General features: G+C 70.3%; 23 protein-coding genes and 1 pseudogene. 18 read left to right on the top strand and 6 right to left on the bottom strand.

Annotation, left to right across the window (positions count from 1 at the left end; all coding sequences use genetic code 11):
- The first annotated feature begins 62 nt into the window (after positions 1 to 62).
- The 7 genes from RV986_RS10995 (at position 63) to RV986_RS10965 (ending at position 10,004) form a co-directional block, all read left to right on the top strand.
- Positions 63 to 1,067: a sugar ABC transporter substrate-binding protein gene (locus RV986_RS10995; protein WP_475917208.1), complete on the top strand. Its 1,005-nt coding sequence runs from the start codon at positions 63 to 65 to the stop codon at positions 1,065 to 1,067.
- A complete protein-coding gene (locus tag RV986_RS10990; protein WP_475917207.1) occupies positions 1,064 to 2,125 on the top strand; it encodes an ABC transporter permease in 1,062 nt (353 codons plus the stop codon). Before RV986_RS10995 ends, RV986_RS10990 begins: the two co-directional genes overlap by 4 nt.
- On the top strand, positions 2,122 to 2,943 hold the full coding sequence (locus tag RV986_RS10985) for an ATP-binding cassette domain-containing protein (RefSeq protein WP_475917206.1): 822 nt from the start codon (positions 2,122 to 2,124) through the stop codon (positions 2,941 to 2,943). The genes RV986_RS10990 and RV986_RS10985 overlap by 4 nt, the downstream gene beginning before the upstream one ends.
- A gap of 161 nt (positions 2,944 to 3,104) precedes the next feature.
- The gene (locus tag RV986_RS10980; RefSeq protein ID WP_475917205.1) at positions 3,105 to 4,250 is read left to right on the top strand and encodes an ROK family glucokinase; all 1,146 of its coding nucleotides are present in this window, start codon (positions 3,105 to 3,107) and stop codon (positions 4,248 to 4,250) included.
- Positions 4,247 to 4,828, top strand: coding sequence for a sugar kinase (locus RV986_RS10975; protein WP_475917204.1), 582 nt, complete (start codon positions 4,247 to 4,249; stop codon positions 4,826 to 4,828). Before RV986_RS10980 ends, RV986_RS10975 begins: the two co-directional genes overlap by 4 nt.
- Positions 4,829 to 4,947: 119 nt before the next feature.
- Entirely contained in the window at positions 4,948 to 7,788 is a 2,841-nt protein-coding gene (locus tag RV986_RS10970) for a DEAD/DEAH box helicase (RefSeq protein WP_475917203.1), read from the top strand.
- Positions 7,785 to 10,004, top strand: coding sequence for an SWIM zinc finger family protein (locus tag RV986_RS10965; RefSeq protein ID WP_475917202.1), 2,220 nt, complete (start codon positions 7,785 to 7,787; stop codon positions 10,002 to 10,004). Before RV986_RS10970 ends, RV986_RS10965 begins: the two co-directional genes overlap by 4 nt.
- A 96-nt stretch (positions 10,005 to 10,100) precedes the next feature.
- Here the strand turns inward: RV986_RS10965 and RV986_RS10960 are convergent, their stop codons facing one another.
- Positions 10,101 to 10,532: an ATP-binding protein gene (locus tag RV986_RS10960; RefSeq protein ID WP_475917201.1), complete on the bottom strand. Its 432-nt coding sequence runs from the start codon at positions 10,530 to 10,532 to the stop codon at positions 10,101 to 10,103.
- Positions 10,533 to 10,871: 339 nt separating this feature from the next.
- Here RV986_RS10960 and RV986_RS10955 point away from each other — a divergent pair, with 339 nt between their 5' ends.
- The 3 genes from RV986_RS10955 (at position 10,872) to RV986_RS10945 (ending at position 12,927) form a co-directional block, all read left to right on the top strand.
- Positions 10,872 to 11,735: a helix-turn-helix domain-containing protein gene (locus RV986_RS10955; protein ID WP_475917200.1), complete on the top strand. Its 864-nt coding sequence runs from the start codon at positions 10,872 to 10,874 to the stop codon at positions 11,733 to 11,735.
- 4 nt (positions 11,736 to 11,739) lie between these two features.
- A complete protein-coding gene (locus RV986_RS10950) occupies positions 11,740 to 11,970 on the top strand; it encodes a DUF397 domain-containing protein (RefSeq protein WP_475917199.1) in 231 nt (76 codons plus the stop codon).
- Between the two features lie 120 nt (positions 11,971 to 12,090).
- Positions 12,091 to 12,927 (top strand): SAM-dependent methyltransferase, encoded by an 837-nt coding sequence (locus RV986_RS10945; protein ID WP_475917198.1) that lies wholly within the window; start codon positions 12,091 to 12,093, stop codon positions 12,925 to 12,927.
- On the opposite strand, the gene RV986_RS10940 is transcribed toward RV986_RS10945, so the two are convergent.
- From RV986_RS10940 to RV986_RS10925, 4 genes and pseudogenes are all read right to left on the bottom strand, one after another.
- Positions 12,878 to 14,095: an NAD(P)/FAD-dependent oxidoreductase gene (locus tag RV986_RS10940; RefSeq protein WP_475917197.1), complete on the bottom strand. Its 1,218-nt coding sequence runs from the start codon at positions 14,093 to 14,095 to the stop codon at positions 12,878 to 12,880. The genes RV986_RS10945 and RV986_RS10940 overlap by 50 nt on opposite strands.
- The gene (locus tag RV986_RS10935) at positions 14,092 to 14,328 is read right to left on the bottom strand and encodes a ferredoxin (RefSeq protein WP_475917196.1); all 237 of its coding nucleotides are present in this window, start codon (positions 14,326 to 14,328) and stop codon (positions 14,092 to 14,094) included. Before RV986_RS10935 ends, RV986_RS10940 begins: the two co-directional genes overlap by 4 nt.
- 65 nt (positions 14,329 to 14,393) lie before the next feature.
- Positions 14,394 to 15,627: pseudogene (locus RV986_RS10930) on the bottom strand (cytochrome P450).
- A 62-nt stretch (positions 15,628 to 15,689) separates the two neighbouring features.
- Positions 15,690 to 16,172, bottom strand: a complete 483-nt coding sequence (locus tag RV986_RS10925; protein WP_475917195.1) for a MarR family winged helix-turn-helix transcriptional regulator — start codon at positions 16,170 to 16,172, stop codon at positions 15,690 to 15,692.
- A gap of 515 nt (positions 16,173 to 16,687) precedes the next feature.
- Between RV986_RS10925 and pcaDC the strand changes: the two genes are divergently transcribed.
- The 8 genes from pcaDC to RV986_RS10885 all read left to right on the top strand — a co-directional run bounded on the left by pcaDC (position 16,688) and on the right by RV986_RS10885 (position 23,446).
- Positions 16,688 to 18,001, top strand: coding sequence for a bifunctional 3-oxoadipate enol-lactonase/4-carboxymuconolactone decarboxylase PcaDC (gene pcaDC / locus RV986_RS10920; protein ID WP_475917194.1), 1,314 nt, complete (start codon positions 16,688 to 16,690; stop codon positions 17,999 to 18,001).
- A gap of 70 nt (positions 18,002 to 18,071) precedes the next feature.
- Complete coding sequence (locus tag RV986_RS10915) at positions 18,072 to 18,707, top strand: MBL fold metallo-hydrolase (RefSeq protein WP_475917193.1); 636 nt, start codon at positions 18,072 to 18,074, stop codon at positions 18,705 to 18,707.
- Between the two features lie 72 nt (positions 18,708 to 18,779).
- Entirely contained in the window at positions 18,780 to 19,559 is a 780-nt protein-coding gene (locus RV986_RS10910) for an exodeoxyribonuclease III (RefSeq protein ID WP_475917192.1), read from the top strand.
- 81 nt (positions 19,560 to 19,640) lie between these two features.
- Positions 19,641 to 20,081 carry a DUF6278 family protein gene (locus RV986_RS10905; protein WP_475917191.1) on the top strand — a complete coding sequence of 147 codons (441 nt, stop codon included), beginning with the start codon at positions 19,641 to 19,643 and terminating at the stop codon, positions 20,079 to 20,081.
- A 144-nt stretch (positions 20,082 to 20,225) separates the two neighbouring features.
- On the top strand, positions 20,226 to 20,969 hold the full coding sequence (locus RV986_RS10900; protein ID WP_475917190.1) for an amino acid ABC transporter ATP-binding protein: 744 nt from the start codon (positions 20,226 to 20,228) through the stop codon (positions 20,967 to 20,969).
- A gap of 16 nt (positions 20,970 to 20,985) precedes the next feature.
- Entirely contained in the window at positions 20,986 to 21,903 is a 918-nt protein-coding gene (locus RV986_RS10895; protein WP_475917189.1) for a glutamate ABC transporter substrate-binding protein, read from the top strand.
- Between the two features lie 11 nt (positions 21,904 to 21,914).
- Positions 21,915 to 22,559 carry an amino acid ABC transporter permease gene (locus RV986_RS10890; RefSeq protein ID WP_475917188.1) on the top strand — a complete coding sequence of 215 codons (645 nt, stop codon included), beginning with the start codon at positions 21,915 to 21,917 and terminating at the stop codon, positions 22,557 to 22,559.
- Positions 22,556 to 23,446 (top strand): amino acid ABC transporter permease, encoded by an 891-nt coding sequence (locus RV986_RS10885; protein ID WP_475917187.1) that lies wholly within the window; start codon positions 22,556 to 22,558, stop codon positions 23,444 to 23,446. The genes RV986_RS10890 and RV986_RS10885 overlap by 4 nt, the downstream gene beginning before the upstream one ends.
- Positions 23,447 to 23,737: 291 nt before the next feature.
- Here the strand turns inward: RV986_RS10885 and RV986_RS10880 are convergent, their stop codons facing one another.
- The gene (locus tag RV986_RS10880; protein WP_475917186.1) at positions 23,738 to 24,496 is read right to left on the bottom strand and encodes a hypothetical protein; all 759 of its coding nucleotides are present in this window, start codon (positions 24,494 to 24,496) and stop codon (positions 23,738 to 23,740) included.
- Positions 24,497 to 24,526 lie beyond the last annotated feature (30 nt).

Here is a 24,526-nt window from a genome sequence, read left to right as displayed (position 1 = left end):
CCCGCCGGGCCGTTCCGCGGGCCCCGGCGCACCAAGGAGCACAGCAAGAAGGGCACGGCCTCGTGGCACGGACTCGGACCTGGGTAGGCATCGCGCTCGCAGGGGCGCTGGGGGCGTCCCTCGCGGGATGCAGCAGCACCGGCGGGAAGCGGGCCGAGGACGCCCGAGAGGCGGCGGAAGCCCAGGGCAGGGCGGCGGTGAACACGCCCAAGTGGACCTTCGCGATGATCACCCATTCGGGCGATGGCGACACCTTCTGGGACATCGTGCAGAACGGCGCCAAGCAGGCCGCGGTGAAGGACAACATCAACTTCCTGTACTCGCACAACGCCGAGGCGCAGCAGCAGGCGCAGCTCGTCGACGCGGCGGTGGACAAGAAGGTCGACGGAATCGTCGTCACGCTGGCCAAGCCCGACGCGATGAAGGCGGCCGTCACCCGCGCCGAGAAGGCCGGCATCCCCGTGATCACGGTGAACTCCGGCTCCGAGCAGTCCAAGGCGTTCGGCGCGCTCACCCATATCGGCCAGGACGAGACGATCGCCGGTGAGGCGGTCGGGGACGAGCTGAACAAGCGGGGCCGCAAGAAGGCCCTGTGCATCCTGCACGAGCAGGGCAACGTCGGCCACGAGCAGCGCTGCGCGGGTGTCAAGAAGACCTTCCACGGCACCGTGCAGAACCTCTACGTCCAGGGCACGAGCATGCCCGACGTGCAGTCCTCCATCGGTGCCAAGCTGCAGGCGGACAGGTCCATCGACACGGTCGTCACGCTCGGCGCCCCGTACGCGGACACCGCGGTGAAGGCGAAGGCCGACGCGGGCAGCAAGGCCGAGATCGACACCTTCGACCTGAACGCGAAGGTGGCCTCGGAGCTCAAGGACGGCACGCTCGGCTTCGCCGTCGACCAGCAGCCCTACCTCCAGGGGTACGAGGCCGTGGACCTGCTCTGGCTCTACAAGTACAACGCCGATGTCCTCGGCGGCGGCAGGCCGGTCCTCACCGGCCCGCAGATCATCACCAAGGAACAGGCCGCCGCCCTGGAGGAGTACACCAAGCGGGGGACCCGATGACCGCTACCGCACCTGCACCCGCGCCGTCGCCCGACACCAAGGTCGACGAGCGCCTCCTGAAGAGCTCACCGCTGCGCAGACTGATGGGCCGGCCCGAGCTCGGTTCCGTGGTCGGCGCGATCGCGGTCTTCCTCTTCTTCGCGATCTTCGCGGACAGTTTCGTCCGGGCCGCGAGCCTGAGCACGGTCCTGTACGCCTCGTCGACGATCGGCATCATGGCCGTACCGGTCGCGCTGCTGATGATCGGCGGCGAGTTCGACCTCTCCGCGGGCGTCATGGTGACCAGCTCCGCGCTGATCTCCTCGATGTTCAGCTACCAGATGACCGCGAACGTCTGGGTGGGCATCCTCATCTCGCTGGTCGTCACGCTGGCGATCGGCGTGTTCAACGGCGTCATGCTGACCCGTACGGACCCGCCGAGCTTCATCATCACGCTCGGCACCTTCCTGATGCTGACCGGTATGAACCTCGGCTTCACCAAGCTGATCAGCGGCACGGTCTCCACGAAGTCGATCGCCGACATGCAGGGCTTCTCGTCCGCCAAGGACGTCTTCGCCTCGACGATCACCATCGGCGGCGTCGACTACAAGATCACCATCCTGTGGTGGCTGGCCCTGGTCGTCATCGCCACCTGGATCCTGCTGCGTACCAAGTACGGCAACTGGATCTACGCCGTCGGCGGCGGCGAGCAGGCCGCCCGCGCGATCGGCGTCCCGGTCAACAAGACGAAGATCGGCCTCTACATGGGGGTCGCCTTCGGCGCCTGGATCTCCGGCCAGCACCTGCTGTTCTCGTTCGACGTCGTGCAGTCAGGCGAGGGCGTCGGCAACGAGCTGATCTACATCATCGCGGCCGTCATCGGCGGCTGTCTGATCACCGGCGGCTACGGTTCCGCGGTCGGCGCGGCGGTCGGCGCGCTGATCTTCGGCATGGTGAGCAAGGGCATCGTGTTCGCCGAGTGGAACCCGGACTGGTTCAAGTTCTTCCTCGGAGTGATGCTGCTCCTGGCGACCCTGCTCAACCACTGGGTCCGCAAGCGCGCGGAGGTGACGAAATGACGACGGACATGAAGAAGACGACCGGCGCGGCCTCCACGGAGCGCGCGGCACTCGTCGAGCTCGACGACGTCAGCAAGTACTACGGCAACATCCGCGCCCTCGAAGGCGTCTCGCTGGTGGTGCACGCGGGGGAGATCTCCTGTGTGCTCGGCGACAACGGCGCGGGCAAGTCCACCCTGATCAAGATCATCGCGGGTCTGCACCAGCACGACGCGGGCACCCTGCGCATCGAGGGCGAGGAGACCCGGCTCTCCAACCCGCGCGAGGCCCTGGACCGGGGCATCGCCACCGTCTACCAGGACCTCGCGGTCGTCCCGCTGATGCCGGTGTGGCGGAACTTCTTCCTCGGCTCCGAGCCGTCGAAGGGCGTGGGTCCCTTCAAGCGCATGGACGTCGACTTCATGCGCAGGACCACCCACGCGGAGCTGCTGCGCATGGGCATCGACCTGCGGGACGTCGACCAGCCCATCGGCACCCTCTCCGGCGGTGAGCGCCAGTGCGTGGCGATCGCCCGCGCCGTCTACTTCGGGGCCAAGGTCCTCGTCCTCGACGAGCCCACCGCGGCGCTCGGCGTGAAGCAGTCCGGTGTGGTCCTCAAGTACGTGGCCGCCGCGCGGGACGCCGGCCTCGGTGTCGTCCTCATCACCCACAACCCGCACCACGCGTACCTGGTGGGCAACCGTTTCGTCCTCCTGAAGCGCGGCGCCATGTTCGGCAGCCACACCCGCGAGGAGATCACCCTCGACGAGCTGACCCGCCAGATGGCGGGCGGCAGCGAACTCGACGACCTCCGCCATGAGCTGGAGCGCACCACGTGAGGCGGCCCCCGTGCCCCGCAAGGGGCGCGGGGCTGTGACATGTCCGGCTCCACCGTGTGGTCGCGACGAGCCCCACAGGACCCGCAGCTGACAGACGGCCCAAAGCTGCCCAGAAGTCCCCGGCGGAGCGCCACGCGGCAGCGTGAGGCAGAATCGGCCCGATGAGCACCTACCGCGACCTCGCACACCGCGGCTCCGCGCGGGCCACTGTCCTGCGGACCGTAGGGACGCGTGAACGCCGTTCCCACCTGACGGCCCCCCGTGTCCCCACGGTCGGCATCGACATCGGCGGCACGAAGGTGATGGCGGGCGTCGTCGACGCCGACGGCAACATCCTGGAGAAGCTCCGCGCCGAGACGCCGGACAAGTCCAAGAGCCCCAAGGTCGTCGAGGACACCATCGTGGAGCTGGTCCTGGACCTCTCCGACCGGCACGATGTGCACGCGGTCGGCATCGGCGCGGCCGGCTGGGTGGACGCCGAACGCAACCGCATCCTCTTCGCTCCCCACCTGTCCTGGCGCAACGAGCCCCTGCGGGACCGGCTCGCCGGACGGCTCGCCGTTCCCGTCCTGGTGGACAACGACGCCAACACCGCCGCCTGGGCCGAGTGGCGGTTCGGCGCGGGCCGCGGCGAGGACAACCTCGTCATGATCACGCTCGGCACCGGCATCGGCGGCGCACTCCTGGAGGACGGCCAGGTCAAGCGCGGCAAGTTCGGCGTCGCGGGCGAGTTCGGTCATATGCAGGTGGTCCCCGGCGGCCATCGCTGCGCGTGCGGCAACCGCGGCTGCTGGGAGCAGTACAGCTCCGGCAACGCGCTGGTCCGCGAGGCCCGCGAGCTCGCCGCCGCGGACTCCCCGGTCGCGTACGGGATCATCGAGCACGTCAAGGGCAACATCGGCGACATCACCGGCCCGATGATCACCGAGCTGGCCCGCGAGGGCGACGCCATGTGCATCGAGTTGCTCCAGGACATCGGCCAGTGGCTCGGCGTCGGCATCGCCAACCTGGCGGCGGCCCTCGACCCCTCCTGCTTCGTCATCGGGGGTGGCGTCAGCGCGGCCGACGACCTTCTCATCGGCCCGGCCCGCGACGCCTTCCGCCGCCATCTGACCGGCCGCGGCTACCGCCCCGAGGCCCGCATCGCCCGCGCCCAGCTCGGCCCCGAGGCCGGCATGGTCGGCGCCGCCGACCTCGCCCGTCTCGTCGCCCGCCGCTTCCGCCGTGCCAAGCGCCGCCGCGTGGAGCGCTACGAGCGGTACGAGCGCTTCACGGAGTCCCGTCGTACGACCCAGGGGACGCCGTGACGGCCTCGCTGCCGCGCCAGGCGGCGCCGCCGGACGAGCCCCGGCGGCCGCCGGAGGACCCGCGCCGCAAGTTCCGTCGGCGTGCCCTGACGCTGCTGATCATCGGGCTGCTCATCGGAGTCCCGGCCGGCTATCTGGTGATCTCCGCCAACCAGAGCCGCGACAGCGGAAAGCAGAAGGAGGAGAAGTACTCGGCGACCGGCCTCACCGCGGGCTGGCCGTCGCGCGTCCAGCGCCGTCTGTACCAGGTGCCGATCCCGCAGAAATCCACCGCCGTCGCCTACTACGAGACGAACAACTGGAAGACCAGCCGCCTGTACGTCCAGTTCGGCACCGACGGTCCGGGCCTGGAGAAGTTCCTCGCGGGCGTCGGCACCACCCGGGACACCCTGCGCAAGAACGACATCACCATCGGCTCCCGCGACCAGAAGGTGGTCGGCTGGGAGTTCACGGCCCCCGGTACGTGGTGGGGCCTCGTGCACGACCAGAAGGATCCGGCGCCCACCCAGGACATCGTCGTGAACTGGCCCCGGCCCGGGCACGCCATGGTCTACGTCGTCTCCCGCACGATCCCCTGACGACGGCACCGGCGCCGTACTCGTGCCGCACCGGCACCGCCGCCGGGACCGGTTGTCAGACCCCGCCCGTAGAGTCGAAGACAACTGATTCGACCGAAGGGCGGGAGGTGACCGGGCGTATGGGCGAGGGAGCCGTGAGCATCGACGGGGCCGTGCCGGTACGGCTTGCCGCCGTTTTCCTGCCCGCACCCCTGCCGCGCGAGGGGTGCGTCGCCTTCTGGGACCCGGACGGCGGCCCGCTGTCGTCCGGCGACGGCACCGAGAGCGCGTCGTCCGCCGAGCCGACCGAGCTGACGGTGGTACGACAGCACGGTTCCGGAGCGCGCCGGGGCACCGTCCCCGCGCTGACCCTCCCGATCGCCGAGGCCCTGCCGCTGCTCGCCGGGGCCCGCCGCGACCGCGCGGCGCATCCGGCCACGGCCTGCTGGGGCGCGGCCGCGCTGCACGCGCTGCGGCTCGTCGCGCGAGGCCGGCTGCTCCCGGGGCTCACCCCCGGGGGGCACGACGCCTGGCGCGCGGGCCCGCTGGACCCGGACGACATCGCCCACCTCCGGGCCGTGGCCGCCGCCCTCCCGTACGAAGGGCATGCCGTCCCGCTCCCCGGCAAGGGCCCCCTCCGGCTGCCCGACCCGGAAGCGCTGATGCGCTCCTTCCTGGACGCGGTCGCCGACACCCTGCCCCGCACCCCCGCCGCTCCCCACACCTCCGGGAAACCCTTCGCCGCCAGGGAGCCGCAGCGGCTGCCCGGAGCCCACGACTGGGCCGCCGAGGTCGCCGCCGGCATGGACGCGGGCGTACGGATCTCGCTGCGCCTGGACCTGTCCGCATACCAGCTCTTCGACGACGGCGAGGGCGCGCATCGCGCGGGCGCCGCCGTCGTCCAGGTGCACAGCCTCGCCGACCCCACCCTCGTCGTCGACGCCGCGGCCCTGTGGTCGGGCACTGCCGACGCCACCTTCGGGCCCCGCGCGCGCGTGGACGCCGCGCTCGCCGTGCGCCGCGCGGCCCGCGTCTGGCCGCCCCTGGACCGCCTGTCCGAACAGGACGTGCCCGACGTCCTCGCACTCTCCGAAGAGGAGCTCACCGACCTGCTCGGCATCGCCGCGACCCGCCTCGGCGGCGCCGGGGTCGCCGTGCACTGGCCCCGCGACCTCGCCCACGACCTGAGCGCCGCCGCGGTGGTGCGCCCCGCGCCCGGCTCCGCCACGGACGGCACCGGATTCTTCGAGAGTGAGGAACTCCTCCAGTTCCGCTGGCAGCTGGCCCTCGGCGGCGATCCGCTCACCGAGGCCGAGATGGACACTCTTGCCGAGGCCCACCGCCCGGTCGTCCGGCTGCGCGACCAGTGGGTGCTCGTCGACCCCGCCCTCGTCCGCAAGGCCCGCAAGCGGGAACTGGGCCTGCTCGACCCGGTCGACGCGCTGTCCGTATCGCTCACCGGCACCGCGGAGGTCGACGGCGAGACGGTCGAGGCGGTGCCGGTCGGCGCCCTCGCCGCCCTTCGCGACCGCCTCACGGCCGGGATCACCCCCGTCGAGCCGCCACCGGGCCTCCAGGCCCGCCTGCGGGACTACCAACTGCGAGGCCTCGCCTGGCTGGACCTCATGACCTCCCTCGGCCTCGGCGGCTGCCTCGCCGACGACATGGGCCTGGGCAAGACCATCACCCTCATTGCCCTGCATCTGCGCCGGGATCGCGGGGAACCCACCCTCGTCGTCTGCCCGGCCTCGCTGCTGGGCAACTGGCAGCGGGAGATCACCCGGTTCGCGCCCGGCGTCCCCGTCCGCCGCTTCCACGGCCCCGACCGCACCCTGGAGGACCTCGACGGCGGCTTCGTCCTCACCACCTACGGCACGATGCGCTCGGCCGCGCCACGCCTCGCCCAGCAGACCTGGGGCATGGTCGTCGCCGACGAGGCCCAGCACGTCAAGAACCCCTACTCGGCGACCGCGAAGGCCCTGCGCACCATCCCGTCCCCCGCGCGCGTGGCCCTCACCGGAACCCCCGTGGAGAACAACCTCTCCGAACTGTGGGCCCTGCTGGACTGGACGACCCCCGGTCTGCTCGGCCCCCTCAAATCCTTCCGCGCCCGCCACGCGCGCGCGGTGGAGAACGGCGAGGACGACGAGGCGGTCGCCCGTCTGGCCCGGCTGATCCGCCCCTTCCTGCTCCGCCGAAAGAAGTCCGACCCCGGGATCGTCCCCGAACTCCCGCCCAAGACGGAGACCGACCACCCGGTCCCGCTGACCCGCGAACAGGCCTCCCTCTACGAGGCCGTGGTCCGCGAGTCGATGCTCACGATCGAGACCGCGGAGGGCATCGCGCGCCGCGGCCTGGTCCTGAAACTCCTCACCTCCCTCAAGCAGATCTGCAACCACCCGGCGCTGTTCCTGAAGGAGGACGCCCGCGCGGCCGCCCACGGCCCCTCCGCCCGCTCCGGCAAACTCGCCCTGCTCGACGAGCTGTTGGACACGCTGCTGGCCGAGGACGGCTCGGCCCTGGTCTTCACCCAGTACGTGGGGATGGCCCGCCTGATCACCGCCCACCTCGCCGCGCGTGCCGTCCCGGTGGAGCTGCTGCACGGCGGCACCCCGGTCGCCGAGCGCGAACACATGGTGGACCGCTTCCAGAGCGGGGCGACCCCGATCCTGGTGCTGTCCCTCAAGGCCGCGGGCACCGGCCTGAACCTCACCAGGGCGGGCCACGTCGTCCACTTCGACCGCTGGTGGAACCCGGCCGTCGAGGAACAGGCCACCGACCGCGCCTACCGCATCGGCCAGACCCAGCCGGTCCAGGTCCACCGCCTCATCACCGAGGGCACGGTGGAGGACCGCATCGCCGAGATGCTCGAAGCGAAGCGGGCGCTCGCCGACGCCATCCTCGGCTCCGGCGAGGCCTCCCTGACCGAACTGACCGACCGCGAGCTGTCCGACCTGGTGTCCCTGCGGAGGTCGACATGAGCGGTCCCGACGAGGAGACACGGCCGGTGACGGGGAGCCCGGACGCGCCGGACGCCGAGCCGTCGCCTCCGGCGGGCGGAGCGCGCTCCGCCGACGAGGCGCGTCCCGCCGACGAGGCGCGCCGCGCGCTGAGAGCCGCGCGGGAGCGCGACCCGCGGAGTGCCGCCACCGAGGACGAGCCGGCTTCGCCGCCCAGGAGGGCCGCCTCCCCCGGGGCCCGACCGGGCGACGCGGCACGGGAGGCCTTGCGCCGCGCCGCCACAAGGGGGAGCGCCTCGGACGAGCGCGCCCAGGGCGCTGTCGAAGCCGTGCCGGATCCGCAGGCCGACGCGGCCGTCGAATCCGGAGCCGTACGGCCGCCGGATCCGGCAGGGGCGACCGGCACGGCCGATCCCGTCGAGGGGACCGCGGCCGACACGCGCCCCGGTGACATCGCCCGCGAGGCGCTGCGTGCCGCGCGCACGGAAGCCAGGCGGGCACGGACGGCCGCCGAGACCCGAGGGGTCGAGTCCGTACGCCGGTCGCCCGACGCCGCACACGGATCCGCCGACCCCGCGCCCGCGCAGACCGGTTCCCGGGCGGGGCGGGACCCCCGGAGCCGTGACCGGGGAACCGCGGCCCGTGACGTACGGGACCTGCTCGCCGGTGCCTTCGCGCTGCCCGACACCGCGACGCCGCGCGACACGACCGCCACCGGCAATGACACAGACACCCTCATTGGCACCGGCACCGGCACCGGCACCGGCACCGGCACCGACGTCGACGTCGACGTCGGCGCCGGGAGCGGAAGCCCCCGGGAGGCGCACCCGGACGCGGCGTCACCCCCGGCGCCCTCGGACTCGCCTCCCGCCCGGACCCGGCGCACACCCGGGGCACCCCTTGACCCGTATCCGGCGCAGCCCCGGCTCGGGGAACCGAGCACACTTCCGCCGCCCGGTGGCGTGCCGCGTTCCATGGGATCCCCACGGCGCGACGGCGAACTGCGCCGCACCTTCGAAGCCCTCCCCGCCCGCGCTTCGCACGCGGACACCTTCGCGGACACCTGGTGGGGCAACGCCTGGCTGAGCGCCCTGAAGGAGGGGGCCCTGGACGCGGCGCGGCTGGCGCGCGGACAGGCGTACGCCGACACGGGGCGCGTGGACGCCATCACGGTCACGCCGGGGCTGGTGCTGGCCTATGTGCACGGGAGCCGCCCGCGGCCGTATCGCGTACAGGTCAGGCTGCGGACGCTGGACGACGGCGACTGGGACCGTTTCCTGGACGCGGCAGCCGAGCGTCCCGGACACATCGCGGCCCTGCTCGACAAGGAGATGCCCAAGTCGCTCGCGGACTGCGGGGTCGACCTGCTCCCCGGCCCCGGCGACCTCGTACCGCAGTGCAGCTGTCCCGACTTCGGCCACCCCTGCAAACACGCGGCCGCCCTCTGCTACCAGACGGCACGCCTGCTGGACGAGGACCCCTTCGTGCTGCTCCTGCTGCGCGGCCGGGGCGAGCGCGAGCTGCTCGACGCGCTCTCCCGCCGCAACGCCACCCGTGCGGCCCGGGCAGCCCAGGAACAGCCGCCGGCGCCGCTGCCCGGCGTACGGGCCGGTGACGCGCTCGGGCGCCGGGCGCTGCCGCCGCTCCCCGCGCCGCTGCCCGTTCCCGCGCATCCCGAGCAGCCGCCGACCTATCCGGGTGCGCCGGGCGGCCCGGACCCGTTCGCGCTGGACCAGCTGGCCACGGACGCGGCGGCCCGCGCGCACGCGTTGCTGACCACGGGCCGCGACCCGGTCGCCGAGCTGACGCTCTGGCAGGACGCGGTGCGGCTCGCCGCTGTCCGTCCCGGTTCCGGCCTCACCGCCGCCACCCGCGCCCTCTACTCCTCGCTGGCCTCCGCCGCCGGCCGTACCCCCGCGGACCTGGCGCGCGCGGTCGCCGCCTGGCGGCAGGGCGGACTCGAAGGGCTCACGGTCCTGGAGGAGCCCTGGGACCCGCCGGCGGGTCGTTTCGACCGCGCCCGTCCTCTCCTGCTCGCCGCCGACCTGCCGGCCTTCCGCCCCTGGCGCAATCACCTCACCCACCCGCGCGGCCATGCCCAGCTCCGCCTGGGCCACGACGGCCTCTGGTACGCCTATGAATCGGAACCGGGTCAGGACGACTGGTGGCCCCGGGGCACCCCCGACCTCGACCCGGTGGGCACCCTCACAGGCCTCGGTGCCCCCGGCGAGCTCTGATGCGCCCCGCGTGGGCGGAGCCGCCGGTCGCCCGGTGCCGGCGGCCGGAGACAGCCTGACCACGCACGCGAGCCCCGTCCGCCGCCTTCGGCGTCCTCATTCGACGGCGGAGACGAGCGCCCACACCACGCAGCCGGGACCGCCGTCCCGTTCCCGGACCCCCCACTCCTGCGAGAGTGCCGCTACCAGGTACAGGCCTCGCCCGTGCATGTCATCGGCGGCAGCCTGGACCGGCGCGACGGGGGTGCCGCCCTCGCCCTGGTCCTCCACCTCGATACGGACCTCGTCCGCCTCCAGTCCGACGGAGCACTTCACCAGGGGACTTCGTGCGTGCCGTACCGCGTTGGTCACCAGTTCGCTGACCAGCAGGACCGCGGTCTCGCACGTGTCGTCGCAGCAACCCTGACGTCGGAGGTGGGCACGGACGTGGCGCCGAGCCTCACCTACGGAGGCTCCGTGCGCCGCGAGTTCGAAGGTCAAGTCCGCGGGGGAGGGAGCGCGTTGGCAAGTCGTATCGGTGATGGTCACGGATTCCTCATGATGGGGGGTGAGTGCCGCATGTGTCCCGTCCAGGGGCTGAACCCCACAAGCGCGGACGCCTCCCGGGCCGAGGCCCTGCGGCAGCGGCACACGTCGGCGCCGCACAGGGGACGTCCGATGGGGGACTTCGCGGAGAGACCCGGTGCCCAGGTCTGCGCGGCGGCAGGCTGCCGCGCTTGAGCGAACACGGTCACCAGGCCACTATGGTCGGCGTCATGGTCACGAAGCAAGATGCTCCGTGATAATTTCACGGAGACATGGCCAGGAAGTCGATATCACCAGGGAGTGGCACACTGCTCCTATGGATGCTGTGCAAGGAGGCGGGATGTGACCCCAGCTCAGTCCGCGGCCGGCGCCTCGACCGTCCGACTGATGGTCCTGGGCAGGCGGTTGCGCGATCTGCGGAAAAGCGCCGGGATGTCGTTCGACGAGGCCGCGGTCGTACTCGACGTCAATCCCCTGACGATCCGCCGGATGGAACTCGCCAAGGGCAAATGGAAGCTCCCGTACATCCAGACGCTGCTGGGGGTGTACGGAGTCCCCGCGGACGAGGCCAGGACCTTCCTCGCCCTGGCGAAGGAGGCCAACCAGCCGGGATGGTGGCACCGCCACCGGGACGCCATGCCCGCCTGGTTCAGCGCTTATGTGAGCCTGGAGGAAGAGGCGAGTCTCATCCGGGTCTACGAACCGCACTACGTCCCCGGACTGCTCCAGACCGAGGCCTACGCGCGGACCGTCCTGCGGGCCGGCCTCCACGGTGCGGACGAGGAGGCCGAGCGAAGAGTCGTCGTCCGTATGGAGCGCCAGAAACTGCTCAGCGGGCCCCAACCGCCCGAACTGTGGGTGGTGATGGATGAAACGGTGCTGCGCCGCCCCATGGTTTCGCCCGATGTCATGCGGATGCAGATCGACCGCCTCATCGAGGCGAGCGAGCTGTCGCACATCAAACTTCAGATCATGCCGTTCGCGCTGTGCGCGCACGAGGGCATGTACGGGCCGTTCCACATCTTCCGGTTCCCGCACGAGGAAATCTCGGACATCGCATACATCGAGAATCTCGTCGGCGCGGTATATCTCGACGAGTACGACGATGTGACGAATTATCAGGCGGCCCTGGACCGGATGTGCGCGCAGGCCCTACCAGTACAACGTACCGGGGAATTCCTCGGTAATATTCGCAAGGAGCTGTAGTCCCGTGAATCGCATACACAATGCTGTTCAGGAACTGGGGACGGAAGGCTGGCACATGCCGTGGAGCGGAAGCAACGGCGGCGCCTGCGTCGAAGTCAGGAAACTGTCCGACGGCCGTTTTGCAGTCCGTCAGTCCACCGATCCGGAAGGGCCGGCGCTGATCTTCACGCAGGTTGAGCTCGATGTCTTCGCCCAGGGCTGGGAGGCGGGGCAGGTCGGCCTGTTGGCCTCCTGACGACGCTCGGGTCTCGGCACAGGAATCGTTGGCGAAGCGCCATGGGGCGACTTCGTCCGCACCATACGCAGCGTTCTGCCGCAGGCAATCACGGCGCAGGCAATCAAGAGGAGTACGCGAGTGCCCGACGATACGACCTGGACAAATCGACCTCTGGGGTATGAACCCCCGCAGATCGATACGAGCGTTCCGCACTCGGCGCGGGTCTACGACTACATACTGGGCGGAAAGGACAACTATCCCCCGGACCGCGCAGCGGCGGAGCAGATGCTCACCGGCTGGCCCAGCCTGCAGATATCCATGCGTGAAAACCGTAAGTTCATGCACCGGGCCGTGCGTTACCTGGCCGAGCAGGGAATCGACCAGTTCCTGGACATCGGCACCGGAATTCCCACCTCCCCGAATCTTCACGAGGTTGCTCAGGGGGTCATTCCGGACGCCCGAGTCGTCTATGTCGACAACGATCCCATCGTCCTCGCGCACGCCGGAGCACGGCTTACCGGCACCCCTGACGGCCGCATCGCCTATATCCACGCCGACATGCACGACCCGGATGCGATCCTGCGCGCACCGGAGCTGACCGAGACCCTCGACCTCGACCGACCGGTCGCGCTGTCGATCATCGCGGTACTGCAGTTCGTCCTCGACGACCACAAGGCATACGACCTGGTCAACCGGTACCTGGAGCTGTTGGCGCCCGGTAGCTTCCTGGCGATGTCCACGGTCACCACCGATTCCAGCCCGAAGCCGATCGGCACCGTGGTCGCCGAGTACACCAAACGCGGCATGCCCGCCCGAAACCGCACCAGGGCCGAAGTCCAGCCTTTCTTCGACGGCCTGCGACTGGTCGAGCCGGGAGTGACACTTGTGCACCAATGGCGGCCCCTCCCCGGCACCGAGGGAGACGTCAAGGACTCGGACGTCGCCATGTACGGGGGCGTGGCACTGAAGGCATGACCTCGGTGTCCGAGGGCGCGCGTCCGACGACCAGGCGACGCAGTGTCCGTACCCGGCGGGGGGTGTTCCAGCCGAGTACGCCGACCACCCTCCCGTGGTGGCCGTACACGGCGGCGAAGTGGCCCTCGGCCGGGTCGCCTTGGACGATCCGCAGGTCCGCGTCGGGTGGGAAGACGCCGTACGCCTGGATCCTGGTGTCGTACTGGTCGGTCCAGAAGTAGGGCACGGGAGTGAACGGGGTGGCATCACCGAGCAGGTTGCCGACCGCGGCCGTGGCCTGTTCGGTGGCGTTCATCCGGTGTTCCAGTCGCATGCGGGTGCCGAAGTGCGGGTTGTGCCAGGAGGCGACGTCGCCGGCGGCGTAGACACCGGGTGCGGCCCGGCACAGCGCGTCGCACTCCACTCCGTTCCCCAGGCGCAGGCCCGAGCCGGTCAGCCAGCCGGTCGCGGGGGCGGATCCGAGGGCCAGGACGACGACGTCGGCCGGCAGCGTGGTGCCGTCACCGAGTTCCACCCCGGTCACCCGGCCGCCGGTACCGCGCAGGCGGCGTACCGGTGTCCCGCAGCGCAGGCGCGTGCCGTGGTCGCGGTGCAGGTCGGCGAGGAGCGCGCCGATGCGGTCGCCGAACGGGCGACGCACCGGGACGGCCTCCGGCTCGACCACGGTCACCTCCAGGCCCATGGTCCGGGCCGCCGCGGCGACCTCGGTGCCCAGGAATCCGGCGCCGACCACGGCCACCCGGGTTCCGGTGAGCAGTGCGGCGCGCAGGGCGAGAGCGTCGTCGAGCGTGCGCAGGACGTGGACCCCGGCCAGATCGCTGTCGGGAAGGTGCCGGGGGGTCACACCGGTGGCGATGATCAGACCGTCGAAGCCGATGCTCTCGCCGTTGTCCAGGCGCACCTGGCGGCCCGCCAGGTCGAGGGCGGTGGCACGCTGTCCGAGCCTCAGGTCGGCCTCCAGTCGCGCCAGGTCCCGCGGGAGGCGCAGGGTGGCCCGTTCGGGCTCCCAGGCGCCGGTGAGGATCTGCTTGGACAGCGGCGGCCGGTCGTACGGCGGACGCGGCTCCTCGCCGATCAGGGTGAGGTCGCCGTCCCAGCCTCGGCGGCGGAGGGTCTCGGCCGCGGTCAGGCCCGCGGCCGAGGCTCCGACGACGACGACCCGCTTCACCTCTTGTCCCCTTGCTTGTCCTGTTTCACGTGCTTCTCGTGTCCTTCCACCCAGATCGCCCGGGCCGGGCAGAGGACGGCGGCCTGCCGGACGTCGTCCGCCAGGTCCTCGGGCGGGTTCTCGGCGAGGAGGACGACGATGCCGTCCTCCTCGCGCTGGTCGAACACCTCCGGTACGGCCAGCACGCACTGGCCGGAGGCGACACACCTGTTCTGGTCGACGATTACCTTCATCGGATCTACCTTCATCGGATCTACCTTCATCGGATTCTCCGTTCCCGCGTGGTCCTTGGCCGCGGTCACCAGGTGACGGGCAGCTCGTAGACGCCGTGGACGAGCCCGTCGTGCTTGAACGGGATCTCGTCGAGGTCCACCGCCGGCCGCAGGGTCGGGATGCGGCGGTAGAGGGTGCTGTAGACGACCTGCAGCTCGACCCGGGCCAGCGGCTGGCCCAGGCACTGGTGCACGCCGAAGCCGAAGGCCACGTGATGGCGGGGGTTGCGGCCGACGTCGAGCAGGTCGGGGTCGCGGAAGGCGGCGGGATCGCGGTTGCCGATGTCGTTGGCCATGACGACGCCGTCGCCGGCGCGGATGGTCACCCCGCCGATCTCGATGTCCTCCAGGGCCACGCGGCGCCGTCCGCTGTGCGCGATGTTCAGGTAGCGCAGGAGTTCCTCGACCGCCGAGGCGACCACCTTCGGGTCGTCGCTCGCGCGCAGCCGGGCCAACTGGTCGGGATGCTGCAGCAGGGCCAGGGTGCCCAGCGCGATCATGTTCGCGGTGGTCTCGTGTCCGGCGACCAGCAGCAGGAGTCCTATGTCGGCCGCTTCACCGCGGGAGAGCTCACCGGCCCCGACCCGCGCGGCCAGCGTGGAGAACAGGTCGTCCGCCGGGTGGGCGAGCTTGTCGCCGATCAGCCGGTCCAGGTAGTCGAGCAGCCGCCGGGTGGCCGCCCGCCCCTGCTCCGGCGTGGTGGTGCGTTTGGTCAGCACCTTGCTGTTCGCCTGGAAGAAGGCGTGGTCGGTGTACGGGACGCCGAGCAGCTCGCAGATCACCAGCGAGGGCACCGGCAACGCGAACGCCTGGACCAGGTCCACCGGCTTCGGCCCGGCGAGCATGGCGTCGATCAGGTCGTCGACGATCTTCTGGATGGCCGGCCGCAGCGCCTCCACGTGCTTGATGGAGAAGGCCGCGGTGGCCATCCGGCGCAGCCGGGCGTGCTCCGGATCATCCATGGCGACGAAGCTCCGCGACTGCCTCCGGCGCTCCTTGTCGCCCGCGCCCCGATACGGGTAGTGCGGGCGAGTGCTGTCCGCGCTGATCCGCGGATCGGCCAGCAGCGCCCGCTGGTCCTCGTAGCGGGTGACCAGCCACGGGGTGCTGCCGTTCCACAGCCGGACCCGGCTGATCGGGGCTTCGGTCTGCAGGGTGTGCAGGGCGCGGGTCGAACGGGCAGCCGGCCGCTCGGGTCATGGGGTAGTCCGGTACCTCCGTCGACGGCGCGTCGGTGCCGGGTGTCGAGATGGTGCTCATGGTTCTCCGCCCTTTCCGGAAGTCCGATGCGGGAGGAGACATCGAAGAGCGGACCCGGGGGGTCAGACAGCCGATCCGCCGTCGCTGGTGCGGGGTCGCGGAGCCGCCCGGAGCATGCGCCGGACGATGGGCAGGGCCGTGTGCACGGCCTCGCCCAGCGCCCGCACCTCCTGCTCGGACAACGCGGCCAGCAGGTCGGCCACCCGGGCATCCCTCGCCCGGCGGCGCTCGGCCAGCAGCTCGCGCCCGGCATCCATGAGGGCGACGAGGCGGACCCGTCCGTCTTCGGGATCACTCACTCGCGTTGCCAGGCCCTGGGCTTCCAGCCGCTGGACCAAGACGGTCATCGACGGTTGGGCGATGCCCTCCGCCGCCGCCAGCGCGGTCATCCGGATCGGACCCTCGCGCTCCAGCCTGCCCAGCGTCGCGACCGTGGTCAGACTCATGCCCTGCCGGTCCGACATGAGATGGCCGACCATCCCGGTGGCCAGCTCGTCCAGAGCCGCGGCCACCTCCTGGGGGCTCCCTTCAGGTGTCTCATCCATACCACCATTTATATCACTTCTCTATATAGAAAGTCTATATATACTGCAGCAACGGCCGAGGCCTGCGATATCCAGGAGGCGGGTGTCCTCATGGTGCTGGCCGCCGGGGTGTCGGTCGTGCTGGCGCTGACCTCGGGTGGCGAACTCGCGGTGGTCAGGGTCAGAGGACCCGCCGGGAGGCTCCCGCGGAGGGAGGCGTACAGCGGCAGCGGGTATGTGATCGTGAATGAACTCGGCGCCGCACTGAATGGTCGAAGTTGTGCGTGAGGGCGTACAAGACCCTGGATGGGAACGGCTCTCTCAGGGTCCTTTTATACGATGCATGCGCGTCGTGCTTGACGTGCTTCGCGGACAGCGGTGTCCCGGATCACATCCCGGCCCGGTGGGCGGGGCACACCAAGGTGGGACGACCAAGAAGTGGTAGGTGAAACCGGACGTGGAGGATCTGCGTCCGGCGGCGGAAGCCTGGGGAGGTTTGGCGAGCGTAGCGACCCCCTCCCGTGAGAAATCGTGAGATGTGGGAGCGTGAGCGGGTGAGTGACACGAACGCCGAAACCCTGCAATACCGCTTTGACGGGCCAGAACACGCCCCGGTCCTGATCTTGGGACCGTCCCTCGGTACCACATGGCACATGTGGGACCGGCAGATCCCGGAGCTTTCGAAGAACTGGCGGATCTTCCGGTTCGACCTGCCGGGCCACGGCGGCGCCCCCGCCTACCCCTCGGGTTCGGTCACCGAACTCGCGGCCCGGCTGCTCGCCACGCTCGACGGGCTGGGCGTGCAGCGCTTCGGATACGCGGGCTGCGCGTTCGGCGGGGCCATCGGGATCGAGCTGGCGCTGCGCCACCCGGAGCGGATCGCCTCACTCGCGGTGATCGCCTCCTCGCCCCGCTTCGGCTCGGCCGACGAGTTCCGCCAGCGCGGTGTGATCGTACGGACCAACGGGCTGGACCCGATCGCCCGCAGCTCACCCGAGCGCTGGTTCACGAGCGGGTTCGCCGCCGCGCAGCCCGCGATCACCGAGTGGGCCGTGCAGATGGTGCGCACCACCGACCCCGGCTGCTACATCGCCGCCTGTGAGGCGCTCGCCGCCTTCGACGTACGCGCCGAACTGAGCCGGATCGGTGTCCCCACCCTCGTCCTCGTCGGCTCCGACGACCAGGTCACCGGGCCGGCCGAGGCCCGCACGCTGGTGGCCGGAATACCGGACGCCCGGCTCGCGGTCGTCCCCGGCGCCTCGCACCTGGTCCCCGTGGAGCAGCCCACCGCCGTCACCGACCTGCTGGTACGGCACTTCTCCACGGCCTGGCAGCCCGCGTACGACTCGACCACCGGTCAGATGGCCATCCCGGCGACCCCGGTCAAGCCGGTCCTCGCGGCGCCCCCGACGGTCGCTCCGGTCGCCGAGATCGCCCCGGCCGCGGCGCGGCCCGAGGGCCTGGGCAGGCCCGACCCGTACGACGCGGGGCTCAAGGTCCGCCGGGAGGTGCTCGGCGACGCGCACGTGGAACGGGCGCTGGCCTCGGCGGACGCCTTCTCCGGGGACTTCCAGGAGTTCATCACCCGGTACGCGTGGGGCGAGATCTGGGACCGGCCCGGCCTCGACCGCCGGGCGCGCAGCTGTGTCACGCTCACCGCGCTGGTCGCGGGCGGCCACCTCGACGAGCTCGCCTTCCACACCCGCGCAGCCCTGCGCAACGGCCTCACCCCGGTCGAGATCAAGGAGGTGCTCCTGCAGGCCGCCGTCTACTGCGGTGTGCCGGCCGCGAACAGCGCCTTCAAGGTGGCGCAGGCGGTCATCCGGGAGGAGACCACGCCCCAGGAGTGATCATCATCCTGGCAGTGGGAGCACCAGTCTCAGCAGCCCTCCGCGGCCCCGGCGAGGGCAGGATGGACCCATGAAGCTCACGAAGAAGTCGCACGCCTGCATCCGCCTGGAGAAGGACGGACGCACCCTCGTCATCGATCCGGGCACCTTCAGCGAGGAGGACGCGGCCGTCGGCGCGGACGCGATCCTGGTCACGCACGAGCATCTCGACCACTTCAACGAGGAGCGGCTGCGGGCGGGCCTGGAGTCCAACCCGGGCGCCGAGATCTGGACCCTGAAGTCGGTCGCGGAGCAGATCTCCGCCGCCTTCCCCGGCCGTGTGCACACCGTCGGCCACGGCGACACGTTCACCGCCGCGGGCTTCGACGTCCAGGTGCACGGCGAACTGCACGCCGTGATCCACCCGGACATCCCGCGCATCACCAACGTCGGCTACCTCGTCGACGGCGGCCGTGTCTTCCACCCGGGCGACGCCCTCACCGTCCCCGACCACCCGGTCGAGACGCTGATGCTCCCGGTCATGGCCCCCTGGAACAAGATCTCCGAGGTCATCGACTACGTCCGCGAGGTCAAGCCGCAGCGCGCGTACGACATCCACGACGCCCTTCTGACGGACCTCGCCCGCCCGATCTACGACCACCAGATCGGCACCCTGGGCGGCTCCGAGCACCTGCGGCTCACGCCGGGAGCGTCGGCGGAGATCTGAGCACCGGCACGGACGGACGCGGGGTACGGCCACGGCGACCCGTTGTCGTACCCGCCCGGTAGGTTGTGAAGCATGCGCATCGCGACCTGGAACGTGAACTCGATCACCGCCCGCCTGCCGAGGCTGCTGGCCTGGCTGGAGAGCAGCGGCACGGATGTGCTGTGCCTCCAGGAGGCCAAGGTCGCCGCCGAGCAGTTCCCCGTCGACGAGCTGCGCGAGCTGGGTTACGAGACGGCGGTGCACGCGACCGGGCGGTGGAACGGCGTGGCGGTGATCTCCCGCGTCGGCCTCGACGACGTGGTCAAGGGGCTGCCCGGCGACCCCGGTTACGAGGGCGTCGAGGAGCCCCGGGCCGTCTCCGCGACCTGCGGCCCGCTCCGCGTCTGGTCGGTGTACGTGCCCAACGGACGCGAGGTGGACCACCCGCACTACGCGTACAAACTCCAGTGGTTCGAGGCCCTCAGGGCCGCGGTCGCGGGCGACGCGGCGGGCAGCCGGCCGTTCGCCGTGCTGGGTGACTACAACGTGGCGCCGACGGACGACGACGTCTGGGACATCTCCCTCTTCGACGGTGCCACCCATGTCACCCCCGCCGAGCGCGCCGCCCTCACCGCGCTGCGCGAGGCAGGCCTGTCGGACGTGGTCCCGCGCCCCCTCAAGTACGACCACCCGTTCACGTACTGGGACTACCGTCAGCTCGGCTTCCCCAAGAACCGCGGTATGCGCATCGACCTGGTCTACGGCAACGAGACGTTCTCCAAGGCGGTCACCGACTCCTATGTGGACCGTGAGGAGCGCAAGGGCAAGGGGGCGTCGGACCATGCGCCGGTCGTGGTGGACCTCGATGTGTAGGGGCCCCGGCCGAGGCGCCGCCGAGGAGGCGGTTCCGCGCGCCTGTGGTGCGACCGGGAGTGCGAATGTCAGGCTGGGCTTATGAACATCCCTTTCCTGGGCAACTGGCGCAAGAAGCACGGTCTCGCCTTCGGCGTCGCGGTGTTCTCCGACGGCGGCCGCGACCCCGAGGGCGTCGCCGAACTCCTCTCCGAATGCGAGCTGCTGCGCTCGCAGGCATACCAGGCGGGCATCGAACTCGACGACTCCACGGCCTCGTTGGAGGCGCTGGACCAACTGCTGCCGCGCTGGCGCGACGACGAGGAGAGCCTGCCGTGGCTCGGCAACGACGCCGGTCTCTATCTCGGTTCGGTGATCGTGCGCACGGTCCCCGGCGCCGTCTGGGAGATCTGGCCCAACGGCCATCCCGTGGTGCGGCTGACCTCGGGCCGTGAGGTCGATGTCGTCGACTCCGGCCACACCTGGGCGTCCAGCGGAGCCCCGGAACTCTCGCAGCTGTACGCGGAGGTGTCGGAGGGATAGCCGGACCGTCGCGGTGGACCCTTATCTTCAAGAAACATCATAAATACGGCTAGTGCCCGAAAAGTGCGTGTCGAGTATCAAGTCCATCCATGCCCGGATAGTTTGCGGCTTCTGCGACACAGCTGAGAGTGGGTAGGGCCGGGCATGGCTGTCGATCCGTTGATCGAACTGCAGGGCGTGAACAAGTACTTCGGCGAGTTGCATGTCCTCCAGGACATCAACCTCACCGTCGGCAAGGGGGAGGTGGTCGTGGTCATCGGCCCCTCGGGGTCGGGAAAGTCGACCCTGTGCAGGACGATCAACCGGCTGGAGACCATCGAGTCCGGTTCGATCAGGCTCGACGGTCAGCCGCTGCCGGACGAGGGCAAGGCCCTCGCCACACTCCGCGCCGAGGTCGGGATGGTCTTCCAGTCCTTCAACCTCTTCGCCCACAAGACGGTCCTGCAGAACGTCTCACTGGCCCAGACGAAGGTCCGCCGCCGCAAGAAGGAGGAGGCCGACCGGCGCTCCCTCGAACTCCTGGACCGGGTGGGGCTCGTCTCCCAGGCCCCGAAGTACCCGGCGCAGCTCTCCGGCGGCCAGCAGCAGCGTGTGGCCATCGCCCGTGCCCTCGCCATGGACCCCAAGGCGCTGTTGTTCGACGAGCCGACCTCGGCGCTCGACCCGGAGATGATCAACGAGGTCCTGGAGGTCATGCAGCAGCTCGCGCGCGAGGGCATGACCATGGTCGTCGTCACCCACGAGATGGGCTTCGCGCGCTCCGCCGCCAACCGCGTGGTCTTCATGTCCGACGGCCGTGTCGTCGAGGACCGCAGCCCCGAGGAGTTCTTCACCAACCCGCGCAGCGACCGTGCCAAGGACTTCCTCTCCAAGATCCTCAAGCACTAGGCGGGGGAGTACCACCGTGATCCGTACGACAGGTACGCGCCTGGCCGTGCTCGCCCTCGTGTGCGTCGCCCTGCTGACGGCCGCCTGCGGCAAGGAGGGCAGCCCGCCCACCAAGGGACCCGCCACCGAAAAACTGCCCCGCTACCAAGTGGCACACGACTTCCGGCTCCCCTCCTCGCCCACCTGGGAAAGGGCCAGGAAGCGCGGCTATCTCACCATCGGCGTCAAGGAGGACCAGCCGTACCTGGGCGAGAAGGACCCGGCGAGCGGCACCTACTCCGGCTTCGACATCGAGATCGCCAAAATGATGTCGGCCTCGCTCGGCTTCGACCCGAGCACCGTCCGCTTCAAGACGATCGCCTCGGCCAACCGCGAAACCGCCCTGCAGAACGGTCAGATCGACTTCTACGTCGGCACCTACACCATCAACGACAAACGCAAGAAACTGGTCGGCTTCGCGGGCCCCTACTACCTGGCCGGTCAGTCGCTGCTCGTACGCAAGAACGAGAACGACATCCACGGCCCTCAGGACCTGGCCGGCAAACGCGTCTGCTCGGCGGCCGGATCGACGCCGTACCAGCGCATCCGGACCGACTACCCGAGGGCGAAGCTCGTCGCGTACGACACCTACTCGGTCTGCGTCGACAACCTGCTCACCTACCAGGTCGACGCCGTCACCACCGACGACGCGATCCTGATCGGCTACGCGGCGAAGGTGCCCGACGAACTCAAGGTCGTGGGCAAGCCGTTCTCGAAGGAGCCGTACGGCATCGGCGTCCCGCGCGGCGACAACGCGCTGCGGTTCGCGCTCGACGACGCGCTGCAGGCCCGCGAGAAGAACGGTGACTGGAAGAAGGCGTACGAGGCGACTCTCGGGCTCTCCGGAGTGCCCGCGCCCACCCCGCCGGCCATCGACCGCTACCCGGCGACCTGAGCGAGGCCGATGTGAACGTACTGACAGACAACTTCTCCACCTTCGTCCACGGATTCCTCGGCACGGTCGAACTCACCGTCTACGCCTCGGCCCTGGCTCTCGCCCTGGGCTTTCTGATGGCGTCGTTCCGGGTCGCGCCGGTCGGCTCCCTGCGGGCTTTCGGCACGGCGTGGGTGGCCGTCCTGCGCAACACCCCGCTCACCCTGCTGTTCTTCGCGGTGCTGCTCGGCCTGCCGCGGTTCGGACTCGTGCTGCCCTTCGAGGTGTTCGCGGTCCTGGCGCTCGGCTGCTACACCTCCGCGTTCATCTGCGAGGCGCTGCGCTCCGGCATCAACACGGTGCCCAAGGGACAGGGCGAGGCGGCCCGCAGCCTCGGCATGACCTTCGGCCAGACCCTGTCCCTGGTCGTCCTGCCGCAGGCCTTCCGCTCGGTGATCCCGCCGGTCGGTTCCACGCTCATCGCCCTCGCCAAGAACTCGGCGATCGCCGGGGCGTTCAGCGTCAACGAACTGCTCGGTACGTACAAGACGCTCAGCGAGCTCGGCTACAACATCGTCTGGACCTTCTTCTGGATCGCCGTGGGCTACCTGATCATCACCCTCACCATCAGCGCGATCTTCAACTTCCTCGAACAGCGCTGGGGAGTCGCCCGATGACCGCCACCGCCCCCGAATCCACCGCCCTGTACGACGTTCCCGGGCCCAGGACCCGGCAACGGCACCGGCTGTACGCGGTCGTGGCCACCGCCCTGATCCTCGCCCTGGTCGGCTGGATCCTCTATCTGCTGTTCGACACCGACCAGTTCACGTACACGAAGTGGATGCCCTTCGAGTACAAGGGCATCCAGGAACTGCTGCTGCGGGGCCTGGGCAACACGCTCAAGGCCTTCGCGCTGGCCGCGGTGCTCTCGCTGGCGCTGGGCACCGTGCTCGCGACGGGGCGCCTGTCCGACCACCGCCCGGTGCGCTGGATCTCCGCGCTGGTCGTCGAGTTCTTCCGTGCCATGCCCGTACTGGTGATGATCTTCTTCATCTTCGTGGCCCTGAAGGTGCAGCCGCTGCCCGCGCTGGTCGCGGGGCTCACGCTCTACAACGGCTCGGTGCTCGCCGAGGTCTTCCGCTCCGGCGTCAACTCCGTCGAACGCGGCCAGCGGGAGGCCGCGTTCGCGCTCGGCATGCGCAAGACCCAGGTCATGACGTACGTCCTCGTACCGCAGGCCGTGCGGGCCATGCTGCCCGCCATCATCAGCCAACTCGTGGTGGCCCTGAAGGACACCTCGCTCGGCTATCTCATCACCTATGAGGAGTTCCTCCACGCCGGGAAACTGATCGCCTCCAACCTCGACTACGATTTGCCGTTCATCCCCGTGGTGATGGTGATCTCGCCGATCTACATCGGGATGTGCATGCTGCTCTCCTGGTTCGCCCAGTGGGTGTCCCGGCGGGAGCAGCGAAGTCCCAAGACCGAGGCCGTGAACGTGGCACCGGCCGAACCAGGGACGCTGCTGCCGGGTGGGGGTCCCCCCACAGCCCCGCGACTGTAGGGGGAGCAGCAGCTCACAGGGCCAGGCCCGGCCGGCGGCAGCCGGAGATCACTGCTCGCGCAGGGGAACGGACACGTAGGACGGGTCGTTCGCCGGTGAGGAGAAGGTCAGCTGCGCGCCGGACGGGTTGTGCTCACGGCGGACGTGCGCAGGGCATGACGGTGACATGCCACGGGCCACTCCTCACTCGTGTCGACGGAGAAAGTGGCCAGGCGGTAACCTCGCCGCCTTACCGTAGGTAACCCGTGAGTAAGTTACGTGCGAGTAACGATTGTTGAATGATGATGAAACCTAGGACGAGCGAGGGGAGTCGTGGGCCGGCGCGGGGGTCGGCAGCGGGGTCCGGGCGGCCCGGGTCACATCCGCGACGAGTTCGACGACATCGGGGCCGTACGCCTGCGAGTTCACGACCTTCAGCAGCAGCACGAAGGAGTTCCCGCCGTGCTTGCGGGCCAGCCGCTCGTGGTTGCGGGCGAGATAGCGGGTCGCCGCCTGGTTGGTGATCGCCCGCTGCCCGCAGAAGAGGAAGACCGGCCGCGTTCCGCGGTCCTGGCCCGCGACCAGCCGGGCCAGCAGCACGTACTCGCCCTTCCCCGGATCCAGCCGGTAGTGCTCGCTGCCGATCTGGAACGCGCCGCGGTCCGGGCCCGGTTCGGCGTCGGTGTTCACATGGATGCCCGGGAGCAGCGAGTGCAGATGTGCCGCCATGCGCCGGTTGGACGACGGCCCGCCCACGCAGAACTCCGTCCGCTCGCCGAACCCCTGCTGGGCCGCGTCATGGGCGACGACCTGGGCGTGCGCGCCGCAGTCCTTGATCAGTGCGGCGAGTTCGAGCAGCGCGAACACGTCGAAGCGCATCACCGTGAGCTCCGGGCCGCCCGCCTCGCGGTTCACCACCAGGAGTGACTCGGAGTTGTCGGGCAGTCCGAAGAACGCCTGCTTGCGCCGGAGTCTGCGCTTCCAGAGGTAGGTACGGGCGACCCAGCCGAGTGCGGCGCTGATGGCGGCCGCGACCATGCCGAGGACGATGTTGCGCACGTCGTCATTCATGTGCGCGCATGGTAGCGGGAGTGCGGACCG

Source organism: Streptomyces sp. RLA012, from assembly GCF_056270325.1.
Note: the sequence above shows the minus strand (reverse complement) of the source record. Positions and strands in the feature narration are given on the sequence as shown.